General features: G+C 35.7%; 30 protein-coding genes and 4 pseudogenes. 13 read left to right on the forward strand and 21 right to left on the reverse strand.

The genetic code is table 11. The features are described from left to right. Positions 1-61 precede the first annotated feature (61 nt). From hemB to def, 6 genes are all read right to left on the reverse strand, one after another. Positions 62-1,057 carry a porphobilinogen synthase gene (hemB, locus tag AAGD79_RS01890; RefSeq protein WP_341811507.1) on the reverse strand — a complete coding sequence of 332 codons (996 nt, stop codon included), beginning with the start codon at positions 1,055-1,057 and terminating at the stop codon, positions 62-64. Further along, positions 1,050-2,075 (reverse strand): NADH-quinone oxidoreductase subunit NuoH, encoded by a 1,026-nt coding sequence (gene nuoH / locus AAGD79_RS01895; protein ID WP_341811508.1) that lies wholly within the window; start codon positions 2,073-2,075, stop codon positions 1,050-1,052. Before nuoH ends, hemB begins: the two co-directional genes overlap by 8 nt. Then, positions 2,059-4,107 (reverse strand): NADH-quinone oxidoreductase subunit NuoG, encoded by a 2,049-nt coding sequence (nuoG, locus tag AAGD79_RS01900; RefSeq protein ID WP_341811509.1) that lies wholly within the window; start codon positions 4,105-4,107, stop codon positions 2,059-2,061. The genes nuoH and nuoG overlap by 17 nt, the downstream gene beginning before the upstream one ends. Before the next feature lie 5 nt (positions 4,108-4,112). Further along, on the reverse strand, positions 4,113-4,325 hold the full coding sequence (locus tag AAGD79_RS01905; protein ID WP_006279675.1) for a hypothetical protein: 213 nt from the start codon (positions 4,323-4,325) through the stop codon (positions 4,113-4,115). A gap of 931 nt (positions 4,326-5,256) precedes the next feature. Then, positions 5,257-6,078 carry a uracil-DNA glycosylase family protein gene (locus AAGD79_RS01910; protein WP_264707057.1) on the reverse strand — a complete coding sequence of 274 codons (822 nt, stop codon included), beginning with the start codon at positions 6,076-6,078 and terminating at the stop codon, positions 5,257-5,259. After that, positions 6,068-6,607, reverse strand: coding sequence for a peptide deformylase (gene def / locus AAGD79_RS01915; protein ID WP_341811510.1), 540 nt, complete (start codon positions 6,605-6,607; stop codon positions 6,068-6,070). Before def ends, AAGD79_RS01910 begins: the two co-directional genes overlap by 11 nt. A 138-nt stretch (positions 6,608-6,745) precedes the next feature. Here def and ftsA point away from each other — a divergent pair, with 138 nt between their 5' ends. Beyond that, complete coding sequence (ftsA, locus tag AAGD79_RS01920; RefSeq protein ID WP_010962406.1) at positions 6,746-7,984, forward strand: cell division protein FtsA; 1,239 nt, start codon at positions 6,746-6,748, stop codon at positions 7,982-7,984. Between the two features lie 132 nt (positions 7,985-8,116). Next, positions 8,117-8,899 (forward strand): type I methionyl aminopeptidase, encoded by a 783-nt coding sequence (gene map / locus AAGD79_RS01925; protein WP_095742848.1) that lies wholly within the window; start codon positions 8,117-8,119, stop codon positions 8,897-8,899. Positions 8,900-8,926: 27 nt separating this feature from the next. Here map and AAGD79_RS01930 read toward each other — a convergent pair whose 3' ends face one another. Beyond that, complete coding sequence (locus tag AAGD79_RS01930) at positions 8,927-10,174, reverse strand: MFS transporter (RefSeq protein WP_341811511.1); 1,248 nt, start codon at positions 10,172-10,174, stop codon at positions 8,927-8,929. 213 nt (positions 10,175-10,387) lie between these two features. Between AAGD79_RS01930 and rsmH the strand changes: the two genes are divergently transcribed. Both rsmH and AAGD79_RS01940 read left to right on the forward strand, forming a co-directional pair. Next, entirely contained in the window at positions 10,388-11,269 is an 882-nt protein-coding gene (rsmH, locus tag AAGD79_RS01935) for a 16S rRNA (cytosine(1402)-N(4))-methyltransferase RsmH (protein ID WP_341811512.1), read from the forward strand. Further along, positions 11,266-11,571, forward strand: a complete 306-nt coding sequence (locus AAGD79_RS01940; protein ID WP_265043811.1) for a hypothetical protein — start codon at positions 11,266-11,268, stop codon at positions 11,569-11,571. The genes rsmH and AAGD79_RS01940 overlap by 4 nt, the downstream gene beginning before the upstream one ends. Positions 11,572-11,622: 51 nt before the next feature. On the opposite strand, the gene AAGD79_RS01945 is transcribed toward AAGD79_RS01940, so the two are convergent. Beyond that, positions 11,623-11,922, reverse strand: a complete 300-nt coding sequence (locus AAGD79_RS01945; RefSeq protein WP_264329789.1) for an ETC complex I subunit — start codon at positions 11,920-11,922, stop codon at positions 11,623-11,625. A 145-nt stretch (positions 11,923-12,067) separates the two neighbouring features. On the opposite strand from AAGD79_RS01945, the gene AAGD79_RS01950 reads away from it, so the two are divergent. Both AAGD79_RS01950 and pth read left to right on the forward strand, forming a co-directional pair. After that, on the forward strand, positions 12,068-12,679 hold the full coding sequence (locus AAGD79_RS01950) for a 50S ribosomal protein L25/general stress protein Ctc (RefSeq protein ID WP_155968825.1): 612 nt from the start codon (positions 12,068-12,070) through the stop codon (positions 12,677-12,679). Continuing rightward, positions 12,679-13,227, forward strand: coding sequence for an aminoacyl-tRNA hydrolase (gene pth / locus AAGD79_RS01955; protein WP_341811513.1), 549 nt, complete (start codon positions 12,679-12,681; stop codon positions 13,225-13,227). The genes AAGD79_RS01950 and pth overlap by 1 nt, the downstream gene beginning before the upstream one ends. Positions 13,228-13,722: 495 nt before the next feature. Here pth and ubiH read toward each other — a convergent pair whose 3' ends face one another. From ubiH to AAGD79_RS01975, 4 genes are all read right to left on the reverse strand, one after another. Then, positions 13,723-14,871: a 2-octaprenyl-6-methoxyphenyl hydroxylase gene (gene ubiH, locus AAGD79_RS01960; protein WP_341811514.1), complete on the reverse strand. Its 1,149-nt coding sequence runs from the start codon at positions 14,869-14,871 to the stop codon at positions 13,723-13,725. A 530-nt stretch (positions 14,872-15,401) separates the two neighbouring features. Beyond that, positions 15,402-16,412, reverse strand: a complete 1,011-nt coding sequence (locus AAGD79_RS01965) for an Mrp/NBP35 family ATP-binding protein (protein WP_265043819.1) — start codon at positions 16,410-16,412, stop codon at positions 15,402-15,404. A gap of 7 nt (positions 16,413-16,419) precedes the next feature. Continuing rightward, positions 16,420-16,800 carry a hypothetical protein gene (locus tag AAGD79_RS01970; RefSeq protein WP_244226863.1) on the reverse strand — a complete coding sequence of 127 codons (381 nt, stop codon included), beginning with the start codon at positions 16,798-16,800 and terminating at the stop codon, positions 16,420-16,422. Between the two features lie 26 nt (positions 16,801-16,826). Beyond that, on the reverse strand, positions 16,827-17,087 hold the full coding sequence (locus tag AAGD79_RS01975) for an HNH endonuclease signature motif containing protein (RefSeq protein WP_151808131.1): 261 nt from the start codon (positions 17,085-17,087) through the stop codon (positions 16,827-16,829). Between the two features lie 209 nt (positions 17,088-17,296). On the opposite strand from AAGD79_RS01975, the gene AAGD79_RS01980 reads away from it, so the two are divergent. The 4 genes from AAGD79_RS01980 to AAGD79_RS01990 are packed head-to-tail and all read left to right on the forward strand — an operon-like array spanning position 17,297 to position 18,444. After that, positions 17,297-17,599 (forward strand): transposase, encoded by a 303-nt coding sequence (locus tag AAGD79_RS01980; RefSeq protein ID WP_213863658.1) that lies wholly within the window; start codon positions 17,297-17,299, stop codon positions 17,597-17,599. A gap of 37 nt (positions 17,600-17,636) precedes the next feature. Further along, a complete protein-coding gene (locus tag AAGD79_RS01985; protein WP_341811515.1) occupies positions 17,637-18,122 on the forward strand; it encodes an IS3 family transposase in 486 nt (161 codons plus the stop codon). Positions 18,123-18,125: 3 nt separating this feature from the next. Continuing rightward, a complete protein-coding gene (locus tag AAGD79_RS06960; protein ID WP_010082071.1) occupies positions 18,126-18,287 on the forward strand; it encodes a DDE-type integrase/transposase/recombinase in 162 nt (53 codons plus the stop codon). After that, positions 18,280-18,444, forward strand: a complete 165-nt coding sequence (locus tag AAGD79_RS01990) for an IS3 family transposase (protein WP_084741697.1) — start codon at positions 18,280-18,282, stop codon at positions 18,442-18,444. The genes AAGD79_RS06960 and AAGD79_RS01990 overlap by 8 nt, the downstream gene beginning before the upstream one ends. A 403-nt stretch (positions 18,445-18,847) precedes the next feature. Here the strand turns inward: AAGD79_RS01990 and AAGD79_RS01995 are convergent, their stop codons facing one another. From AAGD79_RS01995 to AAGD79_RS02025, 7 genes are all read right to left on the reverse strand, one after another. After that, on the reverse strand, positions 18,848-19,633 hold the full coding sequence (locus AAGD79_RS01995) for a hypothetical protein (RefSeq protein ID WP_341811516.1): 786 nt from the start codon (positions 19,631-19,633) through the stop codon (positions 18,848-18,850). A 65-nt stretch (positions 19,634-19,698) separates the two neighbouring features. Next, positions 19,699-20,088: a phage tail protein gene (locus AAGD79_RS02000; protein WP_265043847.1), complete on the reverse strand. Its 390-nt coding sequence runs from the start codon at positions 20,086-20,088 to the stop codon at positions 19,699-19,701. Continuing rightward, complete coding sequence (locus AAGD79_RS02005) at positions 20,063-20,473, reverse strand: DUF3168 domain-containing protein (protein WP_265043846.1); 411 nt, start codon at positions 20,471-20,473, stop codon at positions 20,063-20,065. The genes AAGD79_RS02000 and AAGD79_RS02005 overlap by 26 nt, the downstream gene beginning before the upstream one ends. A 135-nt stretch (positions 20,474-20,608) precedes the next feature. Then, on the reverse strand, positions 20,609-21,157 hold the full coding sequence (locus AAGD79_RS02010; RefSeq protein WP_341811517.1) for a head-tail connector protein: 549 nt from the start codon (positions 21,155-21,157) through the stop codon (positions 20,609-20,611). 136 nt (positions 21,158-21,293) lie between these two features. Further along, on the reverse strand, positions 21,294-21,605 hold the full coding sequence (locus tag AAGD79_RS02015) for a hypothetical protein (protein ID WP_007548422.1): 312 nt from the start codon (positions 21,603-21,605) through the stop codon (positions 21,294-21,296). A gap of 193 nt (positions 21,606-21,798) precedes the next feature. Beyond that, on the reverse strand, positions 21,799-21,996 hold the full coding sequence (locus AAGD79_RS02020; protein ID WP_341811518.1) for a hypothetical protein: 198 nt from the start codon (positions 21,994-21,996) through the stop codon (positions 21,799-21,801). 76 nt (positions 21,997-22,072) lie between these two features. After that, positions 22,073-22,327, reverse strand: coding sequence for a hypothetical protein (locus tag AAGD79_RS02025; protein WP_341811519.1), 255 nt, complete (start codon positions 22,325-22,327; stop codon positions 22,073-22,075). Between the two features lie 138 nt (positions 22,328-22,465). Here AAGD79_RS02025 and AAGD79_RS02030 point away from each other — a divergent pair. Continuing rightward, positions 22,466-23,330 (forward strand): annotated as a pseudogene (locus AAGD79_RS02030) (IS982 family transposase). 15 nt (positions 23,331-23,345) lie between these two features. On the opposite strand, the pseudogene AAGD79_RS02035 reads toward AAGD79_RS02030, so the two are convergent. Then, a pseudogene (locus AAGD79_RS02035) lies at positions 23,346-23,486 on the reverse strand (transposase); the annotation flags it as partial. Between the two features lie 98 nt (positions 23,487-23,584). After that, a pseudogene (locus AAGD79_RS02040) lies at positions 23,585-24,449 on the reverse strand (IS982 family transposase). Positions 24,450-24,548: 99 nt separating this feature from the next. Here AAGD79_RS02040 and AAGD79_RS02045 point away from each other — a divergent pair. Continuing rightward, positions 24,549-24,782 (forward strand): annotated as a pseudogene (locus AAGD79_RS02045) (PD-(D/E)XK nuclease family transposase); the annotation flags it as partial. Between the two features lie 404 nt (positions 24,783-25,186). Then, entirely contained in the window at positions 25,187-25,582 is a 396-nt protein-coding gene (locus AAGD79_RS02050; RefSeq protein WP_341811520.1) for a reverse transcriptase N-terminal domain-containing protein, read from the forward strand. The last annotated feature ends 14 nt before the right edge of the window (positions 25,583-25,596 follow it).

Raw genomic sequence — 25,596 nt, forward strand, 5'->3', positions numbered from 1 at the left:
TTAGGTAATATGCAGCAACAGTAGAAGAACGTGCGCCAAAAATTTAATAATTTTATAGGGCTTATGCACTTAAATTTTTTGCAATATCAAGTGCAGCGTAAGTGAATATTGCACTTGCACCCGCACGTTTGAAACCAATCAAAGACTCATAAATCACCTTGTCATAATCTAGCCAGCTATTATTTGCAGCAGCTTTTATCATTGCGTACTCACCGCTTACTTGGTAAGCAAAAATCGGAAAATTAAACTTATCACTTGCTGTTTTGATAATATCCAAATATGGCATACCTGGTTTAATCATAATAAAATCTGCACCTTCATTTATATCCATTTCAATTTCGCACATTGCTTCGCGCGCATTTTTATAATCCATTTGATAACCACTTTTGTCTATAGAATGTGATAGCCCACATGAACCAACGACTTGCCTGAATGGAGCATAGAAGCTAGAGCAGTATTTTACTGCATAAGATAATATTAATACGTCTTGAAAGTTGTTATCATCTAATGATTTTCTGATTCTTCCTATTCTACCATCCATCATATCAGAAGGAGCAACTATATCACATCCTGATGCTGCTAAAGCAAGTGCTTGCTTACATAATATCGACATGGTTTCATCGTTTTCTACGTCCACCTGATTGGCTTTTAAAATGCCGTCATGGACGTGAATAGTGTATGGATCCAATGCAACGTCTGCAATAATACCAATTTCAGGTACCTTTAATTTTACAGCACAAATTGCTCTGCAGATTAAGTTGTCAGAATTATATGCTTCCTCAGCGTTTTCAGATTTTAGTTTACTATCAACTACAGGAAAAATTGCAACAGCATTAATTCCTAAATCTTTAGCTTCCTTAACTATAGACACTAATCCATCTATTGAATAACACTTTACGCCTGGTAAGCCAGAAATTGGTTCAGTTGTTTCTTCTCTGTTATGAACAAACAGAGGAAGAACCAGATCATTTACTGATAAACTATTTTCACTTGTTAAATTGCGAACCCATTTGCTCGAGCGCCTGCGCCTTAATCTTGTATTTGGAAAATTAAACATTGGATCCAGGTAAATTCCCAGTAAAGAGCAACACCCCTGAAATGAGTATCACCCAAAGCACCGATATTGGCAGAAACACTTTCCAACCAAGGCGCATTAGCTGATCATATCGATAACGAGGTATTGTTGCTCTAATCCAAATAAATACGAATAAAAGTATAATTATCTTCAAAACGAACCAAATTAAACCTGGAATTTTATAAAGCAAACCAAGTTCTAACGGAGGATACCACCCTCCTAGAAAGAATATCGTCATCATAGCACTTGCTAAAATCATATTTGCATATTCTCCAAGAAAAAAGAGGGCAAAAGGCATGGATGAATATTCAACGTTATATCCAGAGACAAGCTCTGCTTCAGCTTCTGGTAAATCAAATGGGTGACGATTAGTTTCTGCAAGCAAAGAAATAAAAAATATTATTCCTATAGGCATTAGTAGCAAATCAACCCAAAATGGCATATTGTGTTTCGCTACCACCATCTCTCCAAGATTTAATGTTCCAGTGGTAATAACGACTGCAGCAACTATTAAGCCTATTGAAACTTCATATGAAATCATCTGAGCAGCCGACCGTATAGCGCCAAGGAATGCATAATTGGAGTTGCTTGACCAGCCTGCAATAATCACGCCGTATACTCCCAGCGACGATATAGCTAGCACGTAAAGCACTCCAACATTAATATTTGCTATAACCTTAGGAATAACTACTTGCTGGCCATTTTCTACAATTACTTCAGCACCAAACGGTATAACTGCCCAGGCAATTAATGCCAAGATAAAGGTAAGCATTGGAGCCATAATGAACAGTATGGTGCTCGCTCTAAATGGTATTATCGGCTCTTTAATCAGTAGCTTAATAGCATCTGCAAATGGCTGCAATAGCCCAAAAGGTCCAACTACACTCGGGCCGTGCCTTAGTTGAATTGCAGCAAGGACCTTACGCTCAAAGTATGCCAAATATGCAACTGAAAGTAGTAGCGGTACTAAAATAAATAAAATATTAACTAGCGTGTTCATAAAAAGCTTTAGTACAATCTGCCATTATTTTTGAAGCGCGACTTATTGAATCCGTCATATAAAAATTACACTCCTTTAAAGTAAAAGGTGTATCACTTAAATTTATTTTACCATTGCTAATTGGCACCCATGTGTTTTTTATCACTTGATCAGCATTTCTAAACTGTGGACCGATAGTATCTAATTTTTTTCTCACGTCAAATAAACTATCATATGGTAAGGAGAGATCCAAATATTGCGAGAGATTTTTAATAATTAACCAGTCCTCCTTTGCTTCACCTGGAGGAAATACAGCTAAATTTGTTCTTTGCACTCGACCTTCAGTGTTTACATAAGTTGCATATTTTTCTGTATATGCAGCACCAGGCAAGATAACATCTGCCACATGTGCACCCTTATCACCGTGATGACCTTGATAAATTACAAATGTGTTTTCTAACTTTGATGTGTCAATTTCATCTGCACCAAGAAGATAAACAACTTCTATTTCACCACTTTCTGCATGTTCCAATATTTGATTAATATCCCTTTCGCCTTTTTTAGGAACAAACCCAATATCTAGCCCACCAACTCTTGCTGCAGCTTTATGCAGCACATTAAAGCCATTCCAGTCATCTCTGACCATGTTAAATTCTTCTGCAATTTTGCCAGCTAGAATTAGAATTGATTCAGAATCGTCTCTTACTAATGCATCTTGACCGATAATCAGCATAGGGCTCTGAGCAGCACTCAGCAGCTTACAGAACTTATGATTTCCATTTGCTATTTCACTCAAAATATCAGGATTATCGCCCAATTTCTCAACATGATACAAATATTCAATGTTAGGACCAACACTTGCAACAGGAAAGTTGCCCTGTAAATATCTCTTTCTCAATCTTACGTTAATGATCGGTGCTTCTATCCTTGGGTTTGTATTTATAAGCAGACACAAATCCGCATTCTCTATACCTTCAATAGTGGTATTGAACACATACGATCCACGATTATTTGGTATAAGTTTTGCACCATCCTGCCTGCAATCTATATTTCCCGAGCCGAGCTTCTGCATCATTTCTTTAAGTAGAAGCATAGACTCACAATCTGCTAAATCACCTGCAATTGCAGCTATTTTATTTGATTTTGTATTCTTTAATTTCTTTGCAGCAACAGTTAATGCCTCATTCCAATCAACTGGGGCTAATTTACCATCTTTTTTTATATAAGGTCGATCAAGACGCTGAACTTTTAGTCCATCATAGGCAAAGCGGGTTTTATCTGATATCCATTCTTCATTTACCTCTTCGCTCAGCCTTGGTAATATCCTCATAACCTCCGGGCCACGATAATCAACTCTAATTGCGCTACCCACAGCATCTAGCACATCTATAGTCTCACAATGTGATAGCTCCCATGGACGCGCTGTAAAGGAGTAAGGCTTTGAAGTTAAAGCTCCTACCGGGCAGAGATCTATGATATTTCCAGATAATTCAGAACTAATATGCCTTTTTATGTAAGTGCTAATCTCTACATTTTCTCCCCTTCCGATTCCTCCAAGTTCATTTGTACCTGCAACATCAGACAAAAATCTAACACACCGAGTGCAATGAATGCATCGATTCAACGCAGTCTCAATCAGTGGTCCGAAGTGTTTTTTTGGCACAGCCCTCTTATGCTCATCAAGTCTGCTGGTTCCTTTCCCATAAGCCATCGTGATATCTTGCAAATCGCATTCACCACCTTGATCGCAAATTGGGCAATCAAGCGGGTGGTTAATTAGCAAAAACTCAAGCACACCTTCACGTGCTTTTTTAACCTTAGGGGTATCAGTGTGAATAACCATCCCTTCTGCAACTGGCATTGCACAAGAGGCTACTGGTTTTGGAGGTCCACCCTCCACTTCAACCAAACACATTCTGCAATTACCAGCAATTGCTAAACGCTCATGATAACAAAAACGTGGAATTTCAACGCCCACGACTTCACAAGCTTGAATTATAGTGAGCCCATGCTCTACTTCACATTCCTTAGAATTAATAGTAACTTTAACCACAACTATTATACAGCTTCCCACTTTATAGGATTGCCGCTTACCTCATCTTCAACCAGATTGCCGTTGTCATATTGAGCAGACATATAATTCATGCGCGAATCACGATCTATATATCTAACAGGTTTTACCGGTTTATCTTTATACATTTTTTGCTCAGCTTTCTTACGCTGAGTAGGGTTATTTTTACTAGCTGTCTTTGCTTTCCCACCTGCTGCCATATAAACTCCTAAAAACTTTTCATTCTATTTTAACACTTAAGTATATAGCGTCAATATTTAATAACTTTAAAATTTCAATAGATCTCTTATTATAATCATTTTACAATCATTGTTTAAATAAAAAGTTACCCCTTGATGCCATTCCAGCGCATGACGCACAGCTGTACGAACATTGCAATTTGCAGGCAATTTGCGTGGCAGATTCAAGTAGCTGACACTGGTTTCCATCCAAGACAGCAGTAGCCCTTTCGGTGTTATTTCAGTGCTTGACACTGAAATCCAGGTTTTGATTGGATACTGAGTTGGTAAGCATAAAAGTGTAGCTAACGCGAGCTCTACGTCATACCGCGATTTATTCGCGGTATCTCAAAGCATAGATCCCGCTGCGGGATGACGATTGTCGTTTAGCTATAAACATTAAGAAATTTACCAAACGAAAAAAGGCAAAAGAAGCCCTGGGGTTATTATCCGCTTTAAAATATTGGCGTTTTTTATGTTTTAAACGCTTGACAAGCAAGATTAAGCTGCTTTTAATTGCAACTAACTTACGCTGCAAATGTTTAAGAAATTTACTAAGCAGAAAAAAAGACAAAGAATCCCCGAGTTAGCTAGTCTTTTACTATCTCTGTCGAGTATTGGCATTTTTTGATGTCTTGTAACGCTTTATAAGCGCGTTCAGCTTATTTAGATAAAAATCTAGATGTAGATGAAGTTTTGTAAAGACATACAGTATCTATATACTGCAAAAAATTGAACATAAGACGCCGATACATTAAGTAATCCTTACCTTTTAATCTGCAGATTGGCGAAAGCAAATACAATAGCTTCAATTTTATGATAAGGGGGCTGGCGGAGTTTGTCAAGGAAGTTTTTTCGTTTCTAACGATTGTTAACATGCTGCAAAAAACTATGCAAGAGGTCTACCACTTTATTAGGTATTTGTGCAGTTATTGGTGTTATCAAGATACTCCCTAATCTTCTTCAAGTCCTCCCAGGCTAAACGTTTTTGTGCCGGTTGGCGAAGTAGGTAAGCTGGATGAAATATAGCGGCTGTGGTGATTGAATTGGACAAATATTGGTTAGTGTACGTATGAAATCTACCACGCAAATTCGATATAGTTTTTGTGCTGTCAAGAAGGCTATAACATGCGATTCCCCCGACTAAAATTAGAATTTGTGGTGAAACCAGTGCAACATGCTTCTCAACAAATGGTCTGCACATATCAAGCTCTAGGTCGGTTGGCTTTCTATTGCCAGGTGGGCGCCAAAATACAGTATTGCTTATGTATACCTTAGTGCGATCAAGATTGATTGCATTTAACATTTTATCGAGCAACATTCCACTTGCACCACAAAATGGTATGCCTTGAAGGTCTTCATTTGCTCCTGGAGCTTCACCAACGAGCATAACTTTTGCGTTTGGATTACCATCGGAAAAGACAGTATTAGTTGCAGTTTTTTTTATCTCACAACCTTCAAATGATTCAACTGCACTTCTTAGTTCATCCACACTATTACATTTGCTTGCAAGTTTCCTTGCTTCGATTATCCAGTCACTTGGAAACATGTCTTTTCCATCTTTAGTGTCACCCCAGCGCGTATCTGCATCTTTCTTCTTCGTCCCAGTTTGGATAACAGAGGGTTGTACACTCTCTTTGCTCTCCAATTTTTTTTCCTCTTCACCCTCCATTAGTGTGCAATCAACGCCCACTTCATGGTAAAATTTTAATAATTCTAGGTCTTTATTGCTCATAATGCTTTTTAACCTTTTGTGCTTTTTTCATGGCCATATCATACTTTAATTTAGATAAATGTCTAATATATAATATGCCGTTTAAGTGATCTAATTCATGCTGAATACACCTTGCAAGCCAACCACTAGCTTTTAGCGTCTGTTCTTCGTTATTTAAGTCTCTGTATTCCACAGTTAGATACTTTGGACGCTTAATTTCATGACTTTGCTCTGGAATTGAAAGGCATCCTTCCTTGAGAATTACTTGTTCATCGGATAATTCTGTAATCTCAGGATTAATCATGTAAAATTTGCCAGTTGAGCCATATCCTGCTGGCTCATTTTCAATCGTTTCTAGCTGAATATCCATAACAAAAATTCTCTTTAACACTCCAACTTGCACTGCAGCAAGGCCAAGACCTTCTGCATCATACATAGTTTCGAACATGTCGTTTACTAATTCTTTAATTTTATCGTTTATATCTGTTACTTCACTGGCACGTGTGATTAGTCTTTCATCAGGGGCAATTACAATTGGTAATATGGACATAAAAATTATAATTCTATGTTTTGCTTTTCCTTTTGTCCAGAATTTAGTGTATATTAAAATGTTGCTATATCTATAATAGAAATATAAATTATTAAAGAAAGCTACAATTTAAATGAAATTGCGTAATAAGGTTAACTAATGTACTCTGCAGTAATAGCAAAACCAAAGAGAAATGTTTTTGCTGTTTTAGACATAGGTACAACAAAGATTATTTGTCTAATCGTTAAGATAAATGGCAACTTCAGCTATAAAGTAACAGGAACGGGTTATAAGATTGCAGAAGGTGTAAACGGTGGATCAATAACTAATGTAAAACACGCAAATTACTCCATCTCATCAACTATAGGTTTAGCTGAACAAGTATCAGAAGAAACCATAGATCAGATATATGTGAACATTGCTGGATGTGGCATCTCATCTTTCAATGTACATAATGAAATTATTGCAGCTAACCATGAGATTTCTGAGCGTGATATAAGACGTGTAGTTTTTCAAACATTTGAGAAATATATTGAAGACAATGTTATCATTCACAATATACCACTAAAATATCACTTAGATGACATGACTGACATAAAAGAAGTTGGTGGATTGTACGGAAAAAGACTATCTGCTGATGTTAATGTTGTCACTGCTTCGCGTCCAGCGCTTACCAATATTGAAAACTGTATTACCAATAATGGTGGATTAAATATGGCAGGTTGTATTGCTTCTGCATATTCTGCAGGTCTTGCCTGTCTGAGTGGAGATGAAAAAGAGCTCGGGACTGCTATTGTTGATATAGGCGGTGGGTGCACTGCAATTGGAATTTTCAAAAGAGGGAAACTTGTGTATGCAAGCAGCGTTCCAATTGGTGGTGTTCATATCACTCGAGATATTGCTTACGGGCTATGCACAAGCATAGAACGTGCAGAGTATATAAAAATACTGTATGGCAGCACTATCGTAACTTCAATAGATGAGAATGAGTACATTACAATGCAAAACAACGAAAATGATGAACCTACTCAAGTATTCAAATCTGAGCTTATTAACATCATAAGACCAAGAGTTGAAGAAATACTTGAAATGGTAAGAGAGCAATTTCAAGAGCAGAAAGATCCAATTAATAAAGTAGTGATCACAGGTGGAACTAGTCAACTCACAAGCATGAAGGAAATTGCAGGCTATATATTCAATAAGCAAGTTCGAATTGGGTGCCCTGAGTCTTGTAGCGGTCTTGATGGCGAATATGATAAAAATCCTGTATTTTCTGCTGCTATAGGCTCTATAAAGCTAATAGTTGACACTTTTTATAAAAATAATTCTGGTATTTTAGGTCAGGATGGTAAAATGAGTAAATTGTATAATTGGGTTAAATCAAAAGTTACAGTCTAGATTTCTGTTTTACCACCTTTCATACAAATGACTTGACACTAGGATCCATAGGACTTATTTTTATAATATGTAAAATTATTATGTTTATGTACTTGCGAGTAAGCGTACCAATTACAATAAGACATGGAAAATATGAACATAACTATACACTCACAAGAAGATTTTGAATTTATGCGCAAGGCTGGCAGGCTTGCTGCTGAAACTCTTGATTTCATTGCACCGTACGTAAAGGTAGGGGTGACAACTAATGAATTAAATGATCTATGCCATGACTTTATAATTAATGCAGGTGCAATTCCAGCACCACTAAATTATAGGGGGTATCCAAAATCAATCTGCACCTCAAAAAATGCCGTTGTGTGCCATGGTGTTCCTGATGATACACCGCTTAAAGATGGGGATATTTTGAATATTGACGTTACGGTGATTTTAAATGGCTGGCATGGTGATACAAGTCGCATGTTTTGGGTTGGCAAGCCATCAATAAAAGCAAAACGTTTATGTGACGCTACTTATAATGCGTTGATGGAAGCAATCAAACAAGTTAAGCCCGGCAATAAGTTAAATGAAATAGGGCTTGCTATAGAGAAATATATTAGAGATTTTGGATATTCTATCGTACGCAGCTACTGCGGACATGGTATAGGAAAAGTCTTTCATGCTCCACCAAATGTAGTGCATTTCTATGATCAAGATGAAGATCTTGTCTTAAAGGAAGGTATGTTTTTTACAATAGAGCCAATGATTAATGCTGGAAAACATGAGACTCTGCTCAGTAAACTCGATGACTGGACAGTAACAACACGCGATCTTTCACTTTCTGCTCAATTTGAGCATACACTTGGAGTAACAAAAGATGGTGCTGAAATATTCACATTATCACCTAAGAATTGGCATTTCCCACCTTATAATTAGATTTTTTTAAATTCTGCTATACTGCAACTATACTTGGTTTACTTTGGGTAATTTTGAAGAAAGCTCACCCTTAATTTGCGATATAGCAACTAGCCCAATTAATGCACAGAAAATCATGTAAAAACTAGCTGAAGTCTCTTGTCCTGTAACCTTGATAATTGTTGTGCATATAAATGGTGCAAGGCCGCCAAAAAATCCAGCAGCTATATTTCTTGATAAACCAAATCCACTGTACCGAACCTTTGTTGGAAATAATTCGCACATAAGTGCACTGACAGGACCAAGCGATGCAGCTATTGGAATTATAAAAAGAATGTGTGCCAGCAAGTAATTGCCACTACATAACATTGAAAAAACTGGATAACTCACTATTACAAAAGCTATAAATGCAAATTTCATAACTTTTTCTCTTCCTACCTTATCAGAAAGTATTGCAAACAATATTGTCAATCCTCCGAGCGCAATTTGACTCAGTATTTCCACTATATGATTAAAATGAGTATTTACTGTTAATATTTTATTCGTAAGCACATTGAAAAATACCAAATATATATAGAGAGACGCATTTTCAACCAAGTCAATACCTATTGATATTAGAACAGGCTTTTTGTAATTGTTTAATAACTCTTTTAGTGGCAATTTAGACGGATTTTTTTGTCTTTTATACTCTGGGCTTTCATCAAGTATATATCTCATATATATGCTAATTAATCCCATTGCTAAACTGAAAATGAAAGGTAATCTCCACCCCCAAGATTCAAAATCAGATACTTTTTTGCATATGAGTACCGCTATCAGGCTTAATACTGAACCAAAAATTGCGCTTAATACTTCAATGCTGCCAAAAAATCCTTTTTTGTTTTTAGGAGCATGTTCTATTAAAAATGGTGCATTTCCTGCTTCTCCTCCAAGGGATATACCCTGCAATAGCCTTAAACAAACTACCAGAATTGATGCTAGTATTCCAATGCTTTGATAACCTGGAACAAAAGCAATTAATACGGTTGATAAAGTCATTAATATAATCGAGAGCAATAAGGCAACTCTTCTGCCATGTTTATCACCAATGTGACCAAATATAGCAGCACCGACTGGTCTCATTAAGAAACCCACTGCAAACACTCCAAAAGCCTTCAATACGCTGGTTAGTTGATCATCCGATGGAAAAAACACACCACCTATTATGTTTATTAAGTGGCCAAAAAGCATGTGGTCATACCACAATAAAGTGTTACAAATCAAACTTGAAAATATTACTTTTGTTATTTGCTGCATAATTTCCCTATAGCCTGTTTGATCTTATATATAAAAAAAAATGTGAACGTTATGTGAATATTATATTAACAATATTAAACCTTGATTTTAATATTATTGCTCATATATTCCGATAAGATACCATATTTTGGCAAGAAAATCTATGTACATAAATAAAATTGATGTGAAGAGTAGAGTAGGATATCTACACCAACTGTACTTAAATTTTTTGATATGACACACACTCCAGTTTTGTTAAAAGAGATGCTATCACTACTATCACCGCAGGATGGTGGCATATACGTGGACGCCACATTTGGAGCTGGAGGGTATAGCAAAGCAATATTGGAGTCAGCTGATTGCAAAGTATATGCAATTGATAGAGATGAAACGGTAACTAAGTTTTATGATGATTTAAGCGTTAGATATTCAGATAGAATAAAACTATTCATTGAGAAGTTTAGTAATATTAAAAATTTATTAGATAGCAACAATATTGAAGGTATCGATGGAATAGTTTTTGACATCGGAGTTTCATCTATGCAGCTTGATAACGGGGATAGAGGGTTCTCATTTTTACATGATGGTCCACTCGATATGAGTATGGATAACTCTTCTTATATAAACGCTTCAACGTTTGTTAACGCTTTACGCGAAGAAGAAATCGCAAATACTATATATAACTACGGAGGCGAACGTCATTCTCGCAAAATCGCAAGAGCAATAGTAAATGCACGGAAGAAGAAAACTATCAAAACTACATTTGAGCTTGCGGATATTGTACGTTCCGTGGTATTTCGTGGAAAAAGCAAAATTGATCCTGCAACCAGAACATTTCAGGCAATCAGAATATGGGTAAACGATGAGCTGGGAGAACTTGAAAAGGGCATTAAAGCTGCATCTGAGATTTTAAGTGAGAATGGCAAATTAATTGTCGTCACCTTTCATTCCTTAGAAGATCGTATAGTCAAAACTTTTTTTAAAGATTTATGTGCTACTGATTGCAAGACATTCTCTCTGCTAAATAAAAAAGTGATCGAAGCAAGTATAGAAGAAGTAAGTGCAAATCCGCGTTCACGCTCAGCAAAACTAAGAGCTATACAGAGGTTGTCGTGAGAACTTTCTGCATCATCTCAATAGTTATGTTTTTTCTTAGCATTGTAGGACTATTTAAGGTAAAATTACATGTTCAGTCATTAAATAGAGAGCTAATAAAAATAAAAAGTGAAATTAATTTAGTGCAAAGTGATATAAAAGTTTTACAAGCAGAATGGAGCTATTTGAATAATCCAAAAAGGCTTGCAAGTCTTGTAAAGAAATACCTGAAAAATAACTCTTTAATACTGGCTAGCCAGGTTAAAAATCTTGACTCTTTAAATGGCAGCAGCGTGCTAGCACAACTTAAAACCCAGAATTAAATTGGTTATATTAAGCCTTACCTTTTACAGACAAGCACACCACAATAAACCTTACTTTAGTATGAAATTGCTTGCGTAAGATTTTGGCAGCCTCTTAACATTTTTTGGCATTTCAATTATGTATTTAACGTTGCATTTTTTTGCGTAGAATACTGCTTTTTCAAGAGAATCAAACTTTAATACAATCTGTTTTTTTGGATCTTTTGAGCCAACCCACCCCATTAAAGGTTCAATGTAGTAAGAACCAGATTCAATTTTTAGGTGCCAGAAATTTGTATTACCTAAACCAGATTGTGTTGCAGTTCTTGTTGGTCTATAAATCCTAAAAACTACTTTATCGTCAATGCCCATAGTTCTTGTTAAATAAGCTTAAATATATATCCAAATAAATCCTTTCACAAACAATTAGTATGAAAGAATGAAGTTTGAAATAAATATTTTTATGTTATATTATTATTAAATTATATTAAAAGGATTAGCTGAATAGGAGTAACCGATGACGCAACAGGAAATAGTAACAATTAATGCAGAGTTACGTGACATAACAAAAACAAAAGCGATGCATTCTCTAAGGAAGAAAGGAAACATCCCTGGAATCATATATGGAAAGGGCCATAATAATGTAAATTTGACATTGTCTGCAAAGGAATTCACAAAGCAATATAAGTCAGGTTCTCTTTCTGCACATTTGATAGAGCTGAATATTTCGGGCAAAAAGGAATATGCTCTTGTTCGCGATATCCAATTGCATGTAGTAAAGGATACTGTGCAACATGTTGATTTTCAATTTGTTGATAAAGGCAGCGAAATTAAAATAGACATACCTCTATCATTTGTGAATGAAAGTAAAGCCCCAGGGATCAAGTTAGGTGGAGTGCTTAATGTTTTGTGTCGTTCTATTGCTGTTAAATGCTCTCCTGATAAAATACCTCAGGTTATTGAAGTTGATTTATCCGGTAAAATGATTGGCCAGTCTATACATATTAATGATGTAAAATTACCAGAAGGTGTTAAGTTTGTAGCCCATGAAGAAGAAAATTTTACCATTGTTACAATTTCTGCTGCCGATAGTGACGTTGAAGAACCTCAAGCAGAAACAGAGGAATAGTGCACCTGATAGTTGGGCTTGGTAACCCTGGTAGTCAATATGAGTTAACTCATCATAATATCGGCTTCATCACCGTTGATGCAATCTGCAAATATTGGGGTTTTCAGTTGTTCTCTAAAAAAGCCGATTATCTGATAACCTCTGGCATGATTAATGATAATAAAATCATGTTAATAAAGCCTTATTCATTTATGAATAATTCAGGCATCCCTGTTGCAAAAATACGAAACTTTTACAAATTATCGCTAGATAATATCGTTGTCATACACGATGACGCTGATTTGGAACTTGGAAGAATAAAAGTAAAGAAAGGTGGTAGCTCTGCTGGACATAATGGACTTAAATCCATAGATAGTTTTATTGGCAACGATTATTGGCGCTTGAGATTTGGAGTGGGTAGACCTGAAGATCAAAAAAGCTTAGCAGATTATGTATTATCAAAATTTTCAAATTTTGATAATGTTACTCCCTTAGTAGAAAAAATAGCGAAAAATATACACTTAATGCTGCAAGGAGATAATACAGCTTTTATCAATTCGATTATATAATACTACGAAACACAAAAATAAATTTCACATAATTAAAATAACAGATTTCTTGCATAAGCCACAATTGTCATTCAGTAGGAACGAAAAATTTCCTTGACAAACTCCGCCAACCTCCTTATTATAGCATTAAGGGTGTTTATGACTCAAAACTTGTTTTTGACCTGCAGGTTCAATGACAAAATTCAGTAAAAAACTCAGGGTATCTTTTGGCGGATTACATAAAATTATAGCGGCTGCATGTCTTTTAAAATTTTTCTACATTCAGCCAAATCGCGCTTAAACTAAGCGTCAGAACATTATTACAGCGCCAATTTAAAGTATTAAAGGGTCAAAACTCGCACCACGGAGCTTCTTTGCCTTTTTTTTCGTTTGGTAAATTTCTTAATGTTTGTAGCTAAACGACAACCGTCATCCCGCTACGTGTTAGCGGGATCTAGAGATACCGCGGCGGTATGACGTGGGAAACCTGACTTGCATTAACTATAAAATAGTGGTTTATATAAACCCCATAGCATGCCGAATGAAGCTTTTTTTGAGAAAATTTGAATTTTCAACTGCAATCAAGCCAAGATTTCTTAGTGCTTTAGCGCAGAATATTCTGTTGGAGAACATCCTATTTAATCCATCAGTTGCAAGCGCCATTGTAAAATTATCAAAGTATCTGTTACGTGAAATTTTCTTTAATAAATAACTACTGCCAACATCAATACCAGATGCTTTTGCGGCAACTACGTGCTTTATAATACTTTCTACATCTCTAATTCCAAGATTAAGCCCTTGACCTGCAACTGGATGAATTGAATGTGCTGCATCGCCGATAAGCAAAACTCTACCCTTATATAACTTTTTTGCGAAAACAAAACTTAAAGGATAAAGTTTTCTTTCACCCTCTAGTTTTATCTCTCCTAAATAAGAACCAAATCTTTTTTTAAGCTCTATAATAAATTCTTCTTCAGACAGATCCATTAGCATTTTTGAAATTTCAGATTTTTCTGTCCAGACTATTGAAGAAGTATGGCCACCCTTCACCGGTAGAATTGCAAATGGACCGCCAGGAAAAAAACGCTCTACAGCTAAGTTTTGGTGATGCAGTTCATGCTTTACATTAAATACTATGCTACTTTGTTTATAATCAAATTTCACTGTCGGTATAGAAAATAACTCTGGTAGTTTAGAGTTTTTGCCTTCAGCGCAGATAAGTAGCGATGATATTAATTCCTGGTTATTATCAAGAATAACTTCCACATATCCTGAATCACAAGCAATTGTTTTATAGGAATGTGGAGAGTATATATTTAGTTTATTCAGAAAATTATTGTTGATTGCATTCCATATAGTAGCATTGTTAATAACATAACCCATTGGTTCTTCACCAACCATTTTATGATTGTAATGCACAGTAACCGCATCTAATATGCATATATCAAGTATTGGCTCAGCTTCGCTTTCTATAAACTGCCAAATCCCTAATTTTTCCAATATTTTTTTCGAGCCTTGAGAAATAGCAAATGCTCGATTATCATCTACTACACGTGGCAAACTATTTTTTTCAATTACAGCTACAGACACAGAGTTACAACTGAGGCCAATTGCAGTAATAAGACCAAGCAACCCACCACCTGAAGTGATTACATCATAATTCATTTTATTTACGCTAATTGTAAAATTATATTTTATCTATTTTGAAAATAGTTTAAACAAACTTTGTATACTATGAGTAAAAGACTTTAAGGTTTTCCTATATACAAATTAAGTCTCTTAGAACCTGTCTTGAAAATGGCTAAGCATAGAAGTAATCATATTAGATTTCTTGCATAACCCAAACTAAGTAGAAAAAAGGCAACTCCCCTGTCATCCCAGTAGCCCTCTTCTTGTCATCCCAGTGCGTGACACTGGGATCTTATTTTACTTTATAATGATGTCATGGAAGTAGCTGACACTGGAATTCAGAAAAAAGGATGATGTCATTCCAGTCTGGAATCCAGCCTTTCCATAATCATCAAAACGTTGTATTTTAACATAAAACAGCTATTTTTATACTTAATAAAATTCCTGGATCCCAGACTGGGATGACACCCTTCTGGTAGACAATGTTCGTACAGTTGTGGATTCATTCGCGGTATAAATTCCGCTAACTAGTAGCGGAATGACGGTTTTTCAAATTGTAGGTAAACCTAAGCCACTTTAGCTATAACATCTTTAGCAATGTCTTCATAAATCTCTGCCAAATCTTCACTTAGCATTAAAGGATTTCCACAATCAGAAGCATGACATATTTGTGGATCCAGAGGAATCCTGCCTAGGAGTTTGATGCTCAGCTCCTCAGACATTCTTTTTGCGCCGTCTTTTCCAAATATGTATATTTCTGAGTCATTTTGAATGAAATAACTCATATTTTCCACAATGCCAATAATCGGTATACTGAGCTTTTTAAGCATATCATAAATTTTGCGAGCATCGATTAAAGAGAGCTCCTGTGGAGTTGAAACTATTATCGCCCCGGTTAAGTTAAAATTTTCCATAAGACTTAAATGCACATCGCCAGTTCCAGGTGGTGTATCAACTATCAAATACTCTATATCGGACCATTTTGTTCCCATGAGCAGATTATAAAGTGCTTTTGTGATCATAGGTCCGCGCCATATTGCTGCACGATCCTTGTCAACAAAATAGCCGATTGAAATAGTATGCAGTCCATACCTTTCTATAGGTATTGCTTTTCCACCCTGTATTTCTGGCTTTAATTTTTCAGTGCTAAGCATTTTAGGAATTGAAGGACCATATATATCTGCATCAACCAGAGCAACTTTGTGTTTTAACTTTGCTAATGAGAGAGCAAGATTTAGCGCAACTGTGGATTTACCTACGCCTCCTTTACCAGAGGCCACAATAATTATATTTTTCACTCCTTCGATATGTAATTTAGCTTTTTGTTGCCCAGTTTGTTTTTGACAAGTAGCAACCACGGTCACTTTTGTCACCCCCGGTATAGCTTTAACAGCTTGCTCACAATTTCTTCTTAATTCTTCGTTTGCTTGCGTGTCACCGGCAACTTCAAGCGCAAAACCAATGTCCCAGCCTTTAATAATGATTGAGGATATTATGCCAAGAGCGATCACATCTTTACCGCTTTTTTGCTCTATGACTTTTTTTAAGTTCTCTCTTACAATTTCTTCGTTGATCATTAGCCTTTTAGGTGATTTCTTCCTGAAGTCGTTTAATCTCAGCTTGAGGAAGGCCGGTTGTCTGAGAGATAATATCAATAGAGATGTCAGCTTTAAGTAGGTTTTTTGCTACTTCAATCTTTCCTTCAATCTTTCCCTCATCAAGTTTTTTAGCGAGGATGCCTTCTTCTTTCCGCAGATCCATTATTCTTTCTTCATATGCTACTAAATCTTTTTCATTCCAGCTAAACCTGTCTAATTCATCGTAGGCTAACTTTATTATTGGTGCTTTTTCTGCTATTTTCCTTAAGTCTTCTTCCGTAGTTTCATCTGCATATTGTTGTCTAAGTGAAGAAGGTCGCCCCTCCTCACTCGACTTCAAAACCGTACGTGAGACTTTGCGCCTCATACGGCTTCTCTCCAATTTGGAGCTTTTCATGCACACCTCCTGTGTAATTCATCGTGACAATGTCCATGTAACAAAGATAAGTTTTTGATCATGTTGTTTCGTCTATTCCGGTCTTTGTGATGTATTTCTATTGTATCATCACTTTTAAACCATAGTCTACAATTATCACATTTACTTTGTTGTAACTTCAATAGTTTTATTACTCTTAATGGCTTATCTGGTATTTTTCTCAGACGTTTACCCCAATAAACCCAATCACCATCATATGGAGATCTGGTTTTTTGCACTTTGTTTAATAACATGATCGCTGTGTATAATAAGATGTATCTTGTTACTTGTCATAAAACGCCAGTTATCGTTATTATACTTTTTAAAGTATTTTCTTTTTATCCAGCATTTCCCTTTGTTTGGGTGCCTAAAGACTGACCTTACCCAGAAAAAGTGGAGAGAAAGAAAAGAGTTTTTTTGGGTAAAATAAAATTTTGGAGGATTAGAAATGGTAAGAGAATATACAGCAGAATTCAAATTGGAAGCTGTTAAACTGGCAAATGAACAAAGAAAGGTAGGTCAACCAGTTGCAAAAGTAGCAAGAGATCTAGGAATAAGGGATAGTGTATTAGGAAAATGGATAAAGAAACACAACGAAAAAAAGTCGGCAGCAGATGCATTTCCAGGTAGAGGTAACATGGCTCCTTACGACAAAGAGAGGTTTGATTTACAAAGCAAGAGTAACAAGGGAAAGAGACATTTAAAAAAAAGCCCTGGCCAGTCAAAAAGAGTAAAATATTTTTTTATATAGTATAGCTCTTTTTACAATAATCCGAACAGACCGTAATATGCTACTGGCCTGCTATAGCCATAAACACATATCTTATCGCATTCGGACTATTATAAGAAAGGCTATAAATGCTATAAAGTACAGGAATTATGTAGGATTTTCTGCTAGTGGCTACTATAAGTGGACCACAAGAAAAATAAGCAGTAGAGAATCAGCAAATAAAGAGCTACTCGCAGCTATTCAAAAAATATATCAAGTTTCTAAATGTAGATATGGAGCTCCTAAAATTCATGCTGAATTGAAGGCTTTGGGTAAAAGTTGCAATTTGAAAACGGTGCAAAGTATTATGCAGAAAAATGACATCAGGGCTATACTGAGAAGAAAGTTTAAAATTAAAAAACAACAAACAGATAATAGAGCTGTAGCTCCCAATATACTAGATCAAAACTTTATTGTTGATCAACCAAATAAAGTATGGGATTACTTACATCAAAACCAAGGAGGGATGGCTATATTTGGCAGCAATAATTCTCACGTATGGTAGTTAATGAGTAGTGCAATAAATAAACAATTGGTTATGAACTCTTTATTAATGGCCATTAATAGGCGTAAACCTGTTAAAAATCTACTGCTGCACAGTGACCAAGGTTCACAATATACTGCGCAAGGGTATCAATATCTCTTAGCTGTAAAGAATATAGATGAGTAATAAAGGCTGTTGTTACGACAATTCTGTTGCAGAAAGCTTCTTTAGCTCATTGAAAAGAGAAATACTTATTGATACTTCACAACACTCTGCTCAACACACTAGAACTGCAATATTTGAATACATAGAAATTTTTTATAACAAACAACGTCACTATTAACTATTGCATTCCAGAACAATTTGATGCATCATTCTTTTTGTAAAAAACATTCCACACTTTCTCTCCACTTTTTCTGGGTAAGGTCAGTTGGATTTTCACCAATTGTATTCTAAACGCTTACTTGGCGCACCCATAACAAAAATGCCTGAAAAACGTTAATAATTATATACTATTATTAATAATTATTCAACCATATTTTAAGCTTACAATTTTGAGCTTAACTGACGCTTATGGATAGGGGCAACTCTATCACCCTGTGTTATGTTTATTTTCTAACGGACGCTGATTTTTGTATCGTAATTTCTTGCTATAAATTGGTTATATAAGAGCTGGCTTCTAAAATTTTATAACCCTAATTTGAATTAACAGACAGTAGAATCGAAAGATTATTACAAGGAGAAATCTACACAGATCGACCCTTTTGTGAATCTGCGTTTCTGCTTTCTTCAACTTGTTTTGCAAAAGATGTTTCCGGTTTCTGAAGTGGCTTAGCAATTTCACGCACAACGGCAATAACTGCTGTTAAAAACGTTTTTAACAATGCACCTAAAGCTCCACCAACTGCTTCCCTGCCATATATATGAGCTTGCTTTTCGTTACCGTCAGCAGTTTCCCCTGCCCTCCTTCTTGGATCCATCCTATGAGCAATCACCGAAAACAACACTCCCCTGATTGAAGACTTCACTTTTTCCTTTGCTTCGTGGACATCCCCATCTTTTGCTGTTTCATGTCCATGACTTAAGTGTTTAGCGTTCATTAGCTCCTTTTGTTGCTGGGCAAACATGCTACTTAATACTTCTTCTATCACTTGCTTTCTTCTCTTCTCTCTAACTCTTTTCATAGATTCTGATTTATCGCGAGTGTGTTTGGTAGTTTCAAATTCTGCATCAATATCTTCAGACGCAGCCTGACTATATAAAGTCTCTATGAGCCTGTCTATGCTTTGCTTTATTTGCATAGTCCTTTCGTAACTATCCGAATTATCAATTCCTTCGTCGATCTGATTTAGAATATCCTCAAAAACTTTCAAATAGTCTTGAATATACTGTATTATGTATTGCTTATCTTCCTCTTTGTGTTGTTCTTCTTGATTTTGCTGATTTTCATTTTCTAAACTTTTCTCTCTTTTATCATCGTTATTTTCTTCAATATTATCACCGTCTTCCTCGAAAAGGTCTTTGTCGTTCATGATTTTTTTTAATTTAGTTAAAATTCTCACCAGTTACTATTGTATATAAAAAGATTAAATTAACATTAATGAAAAGCGTTTACAACTTCAGCACTGGCTAAAACGACAGTAAAGCTGTCAAAAGCAGCGGGGTCATAATACCTCTCATACAGTTCAACTGAACACCTAAGCCTTATCTTTTCTTTAGCATTAAAACTAATTTCATAATCATTATTAGAGTTCAGCATAGCAGAATTACGTAATAATTCATCAGCTAATACAGAGTCTAAAATTCCATTAATTTTTATCGTAATATGTCTGCTTCCAGCAGAGTCCAATACTTTTCTCCAGCCAAAAGAAGAAATATCTCTCACCTCTTCTCTGTTATTACGCAAAGTAAACCTTAGGTTTCTTATATTATTTAACACAATAAAATTATTGTCATGATCTTTAATTTTTAGCTGTAATTTGCTCATTATCACCTCCTTTTATTAAAATATCAAAATTAATTGTTGAATGTAAAATTTCATCGTGCTGATCCATAGCACAATTACTTTCCAAAATAGTTTCATTATCAGAATATTTAATACTCTTAAGTATCAAGTTAATATGCCTTATAATGGCAAACATACTGTCTATATGATAAGTATATATGTCGCATGAAAATCTTGCCTTTGTAGCAAAATTGGACAGCATATGCAGGTTGCTATAATTCACTGCGCGCAATCTCAAGTAAGGAATGGTGACCTGTTTAGGTAAGTAGTCATAAATGTTAGTAACATATTTCCTTAAATCAGAATTTGCTTTTAGTGCTGCATAAACGCTATTGTACAACTCGTTTATAGCTTGAATTTTTTCCATGATTAACCCTCGAAAGATATATAGAAACTCGTCATCCCGCTGCTTGTTAGCGGGATCTATGTTAAGAGATACCGCGAATGAATCGCGGTATGACGTTGGCAAGTCTTATTTACTTTAGCTATATTTCATCCTTATCTACAAAACAACCTTTGGTTCGCGAAATGGAGAATATACCTTCTTCACTTCAGATAAATGGCTACTTACCTCCGATTCACGATTTTTGTAAAGAGCAGAAACATGCCGCATAATACCTAGTTTTATCTGCTCAGGAACATTGTCATAACCAGCTTCGTATACAACATCAACTCTTATTGCATTCAAACAATTGAAAAACTCAACGTAGCCCCCTACATCACTAAAATAATACTTAAGTGTTCTCTTCTCTTGATTTTTAGACATCATTGCAGTAGCCAATACTATCTTACTCACAGGGCCATAGCTTAAATAGATCCTACGAGGTACATAATCTTCATATGAAACTTGCCATGTTTGCTTTACTAGTGACTTTTCCATATGCCACTCAGCATAATCATTAGCCATAAAAATTAGATCTGAAATCAACTTATCATCCTGGTCGTTCTCAATGCGTAAAAAAGATTTAACCTCTTCTAAAGTAACCGGAAAAGATTTAAGCTTAGATTTACGTTGCACAGATATTCTTGGTGAAGTAGATCTTATTGACATAATAACCCTCCTTTTTGATATAGCTAGAATAAGTAAGGTTTACCTCGTGACAGCGTGGGGCAAATCTTACTTACTTTAGCTATACAGCTTGCATTCAACATTAAGTTAGATTGGCGCAGCAACAACTCTGAGTGCTTTATCGTATGAATATATTAAGAAGAGAGCGAATTAAAGCTGTTTCTCCTTTTTTATTGATAAAATTTGAACTTATAGCATATTCAACTAGGCTAGATTTTAGTAGATTAACATTTTGAGAATGAATATTGTTGAAGATGGAGTTTAACTCTTTAGCAAGCAGACTGCGAAATTTCTGCACACTGTCATATGCGATGTTCTCAAGTTCATGTGCAAATTTATCTTGAGCTATAGTTGTTATATCTTCAATTTCCTTATTAAACTCCTCTAGCTTTTTTTCGTTATTTTTAAAATTTTTCGTAAAAGTTTTCATATCAATTAAACTCAACTACTTTTATGATTATAACTGTAATAAAAAAACTACCAAAGTAAAAAATTCGCACTACTGTGTAACTCATAACTGTACGAACATTGCAATTTGGGCCTACCAGGAGGGCAATGACTCTTATCCAAGTACCCTCTCTTCTTGTCATCCGAGTAGCTGACACTGGGATCCAGGAATTTTATTAAGTTGGTAAGCATAAAAGTAGCCGTTTTATGTTAAAACACAACGTTCTTGATGAGATTACGGCAAGGCTGGATTCCAGTGTCAAGCACTGGAATGACATCATCCTTTTTTGGGATTCCAGTGCAGCTATAGCCTTTCTTATAATAGTCCGAATGCGATAAGATATGTGTTTATGGCTATAGCAGGCCAGTAGCATATTACGGTCTGTTCGGATTATTGTAAAAGAGCTATACTTGCATCTGCAAATTGCAATGTTCGTACAACTGTGGGTGCTAAGTTTTACAAACACCATGTTGCGCTGAACCTTGAATATCCACTTCTTTCAATTCAGTGGTAGGTTTCGTTGATATTGCATATGTAACGCCGCTAGCTATCAATGCAGATGTTACAAAAACTACAATTATTGGTAGAACAGACAAGTCGAAAGCAATACTGAGAGTAGCACCTACTGTTAACATAGTTACAAGATTCACAGAAGCAACTTTTAAGAAACTCATTTGTCTTTTTCCTGCTTTTTCTAGCGACACTTCATTTGTTTTAGTTTTTGTTTTGCCTAGTTCACCCTTAAACCCCAGTTATGGATTAGAAAACAGATAAAAGTAGAATTAATAAAGAGGGAAATAGGGTAAACTCAAGTATTTTAACAATAATTTAAGAGGTTACCCATGAAGAAAGATATTACAGAACTTTACTGCTGCGTCGAGGATTTTTGTCGTGTAGTAGATGAAAATTTTGCAAATAAGTTCTTATCAAATGGCAAAAAACCAACCAGAGTACCAGAAATAGCGCACTCAGAAATGCTAACCATAATCCTGTTATACCACCAATCGCCATGTAAAAACTTCAAGGCTTTTTATCTTTGTTACCTTAAGTTACTCTATAGATCAGAATTTTCAAAGATGCCTTCATATCACAGATTTATTGCCTTAAAGCCGAGAGTTTTACGGTATTTAGCATTACTTCTTCAATGGTTCTGCGAACAAGCGAAAATGACAGGTACTTCCTACATTGACACTTCTACGATTGCCATTTGCCACAAGAAAAGGATCTCTAGGAACAAAGTTTTTGATGGTTTAGCAGAAATTGGTAAGAGCACGTATGGTTGGTTTTTTGGCTTTAAATTGCACTTGGTGATTAACGAAATTGGAGAAATTCAATCACTTACTCTAACCAAAGGTAACGTTGATACCTGTGCCAACTATAACTAAAAGACTGACAGGACTTTTGTTCGGAGATAAAGGCTATATCAAGAAGGAGCTCTTTGAGGAACTCTTCGATAGAGGTTTAAAGCTTGTCACTAAAGTGAAAAAAGGCATGAAAAACGCACTAATCTCACTAAAAGAGAAGGCTTTATTGAGAAAAAGGTCGATTATTGAGACAGTCTTTGGTTGTTTAAAAAATAAATTTGAGCTTGAACATACACGGCACAGATCGCCAATAAATTTTCTGGTACATATTTTTTCTACATTAATTTCATATTCCATGCAGTCAAAAAAGCCTTCTATTTCTAAGCCTTACTGTGTTGGTTAATCCATAACTGGGGTCTTTAAGATCTTGATCACCTTTGTGAGCTTGACTTGAATAAGCTTTAGCAGCATAGTATTGAGCGCGTTTCTCAAAACCTTTATCACGAGCAAACTGGTCAGGTAAGGAAGCAGTATTACTACTACTCCCTCCCTTAGAAACCTTACTATTACCCACAAATATGAGGTTCATGAGCAAGTCTCCATCCTTCTGCTAGATCAAAGAGACGTCTCCACCCTTTCCAAAACCCCAGTTATGGATTAACCAACACAGTAAGGCTTAGAAATAGAAGGCTTTTTTGACTGCATGGAATATGAAATTAATGTAGAAAAAATATGTACCAGAAAATTTATTGGCGATCTGTGCCGTGTATGTTCAAGCTCAAATTTATTTTTTAAACAACCAAAGACTGTCTCAATAATCGACCTTTTTCTCAATAAAGCCTTCTCTTTTAGTGAGATTAGTGCGTTTTTCATGCCTTTTTTCACTTTAGTGACAAGCTTTAAACCTCTATCGAAGAGTTCCTCAAAGAGCTCCTTCTTGATATAGCCTTTATCTCCGAACAAAAGTCCTGTCAGTCTTTTAGTTATAGTTGGCACAGGTATCAACGTTACCTTTGGTTAGAGTAAGTGATTGAATTTCTCCAATTTCGTTAATCACCAAGTGCAATTTAAAGCCAAAAAACCAACCATACGTGCTCTTACCAATTTCTGCTAAACCATCAAAAACTTTGTTCCTAGAGATCCTTTTCTTGTGGCAAATGGCAATCGTAGAAGTGTCAATGTAGGAAGTACCTGTCATTTTCGCTTGTTCGCAGAACCATTGAAGAAGTAATGCTAAATACCGTAAAACTCTCGGCTTTAAGGCAATAAATCTGTGATATGAAGGCATCTTTGAAAATTCTGATCTATAGAGTAACTTAAGGTAACAAAGATAAAAAGCCTTGAAGTTTTTACATGGCGATTGGTGGTATAACAGGATTATGGTTAGCATTTCTGAGTGCGCTATTTCTGGTACTCTGGTTGGTTTTTTGCCATTTGATAAGAACTTATTTGCAAAATTTTCATCTACTACACGACAAAAATCCTCGACGCAGCAGTAAAGTTCTGTAATATCTTTCTTCATGGGTAACCTCTTAAATTATTGTTAAAATACTTGAGTTTACCCTATTTCCCTCTTTATTAATTCTACTTTTATCTGTTTTCTAATCCATAACTGGGGTTTAAAGGAGTTATTTTTATTGCTATCGCCGATTTTATCTTATTTCCTAACAAGCTGGCTTACAAATCTGATCACGTTACTTTTGATAAAATTACCTATGAACATGACTTAAAAGATTTTCAATTTGTATTTATTGAACTACCTAAATTTCCTAAGAATAAGGAAGAACAGCTAGAAAGCATAGTGGATCGTTGGTTATTTTTCTTCAGTGCGACCCGGAAAGCCGTGGTTTTGTGATGGTTAAATTCCATCTTCCCTAGACATCGGGGATAATGTATGTCTCACATTTCAAAGGATGGCAACCTTTGGGATGCAAGCATGAGATAAAAGCAGGTAACACTAAACCTCATCCTGCAAACAGAGTTAGATATGATTACGAGAGGAACCTATGTTTGAATTGTCGTCAAAGCATAGTATGCGAAAAGAGGTTGAACTACGCATAGACCAAAATGGTACGAAGCAAAAGGGGAACTAAAGATTGAAGACTTTAGTTATTGATGTTCCCAGCTTCCGGCAAATAGTAGGAATCTAAGTTTAACGTGAAACGAAGCTATGGAACGGAGTAACCACATAAAAGCTCTTATATTCATTAAATATAAGTAGGTAGCCAACCACAAGCCGCTATGTGGAAGAAGAAGCTAATGCCCAAAGTAATATCTGGGATATGCAGACGTAAACACTTTAATTTGGAAGGTAAAGTGGTGAATAGTAGTGAATATGTTATGGACCAGCAAAAAGCTAGGTATGAATGGAATGGAATTCCTTGGCGAAAGCTGAAGAAATCTTCATTTAAGCTACAAAAACGAATGTACCAAGCCTCTAAATGTAATGATATCAAAAAGATGCACAACCTTCAGAGATTATTACTCAAATCAACAAGTGCAAGAACGATCGCAGTTAGAAGGGTAACTCAGGACAACAGAGGGAAAAAAACTGCAGGTATTGATGGAAAAGCTAACCTTAGTCAAAAAGAAAGATTGCAATTGGCAAACTCCTTAGATATAAGAGAGAAAGCAAAGCCATCAAGACGTGTCTGACCTGGTAAGCCATC

This window comes from Wolbachia endosymbiont (group A) of Oxytorus armatus, from assembly GCF_964027005.1.
GTDB classification, from domain to species: domain Bacteria; phylum Pseudomonadota; class Alphaproteobacteria; order Rickettsiales; family Anaplasmataceae; genus Wolbachia; species Wolbachia pipientis.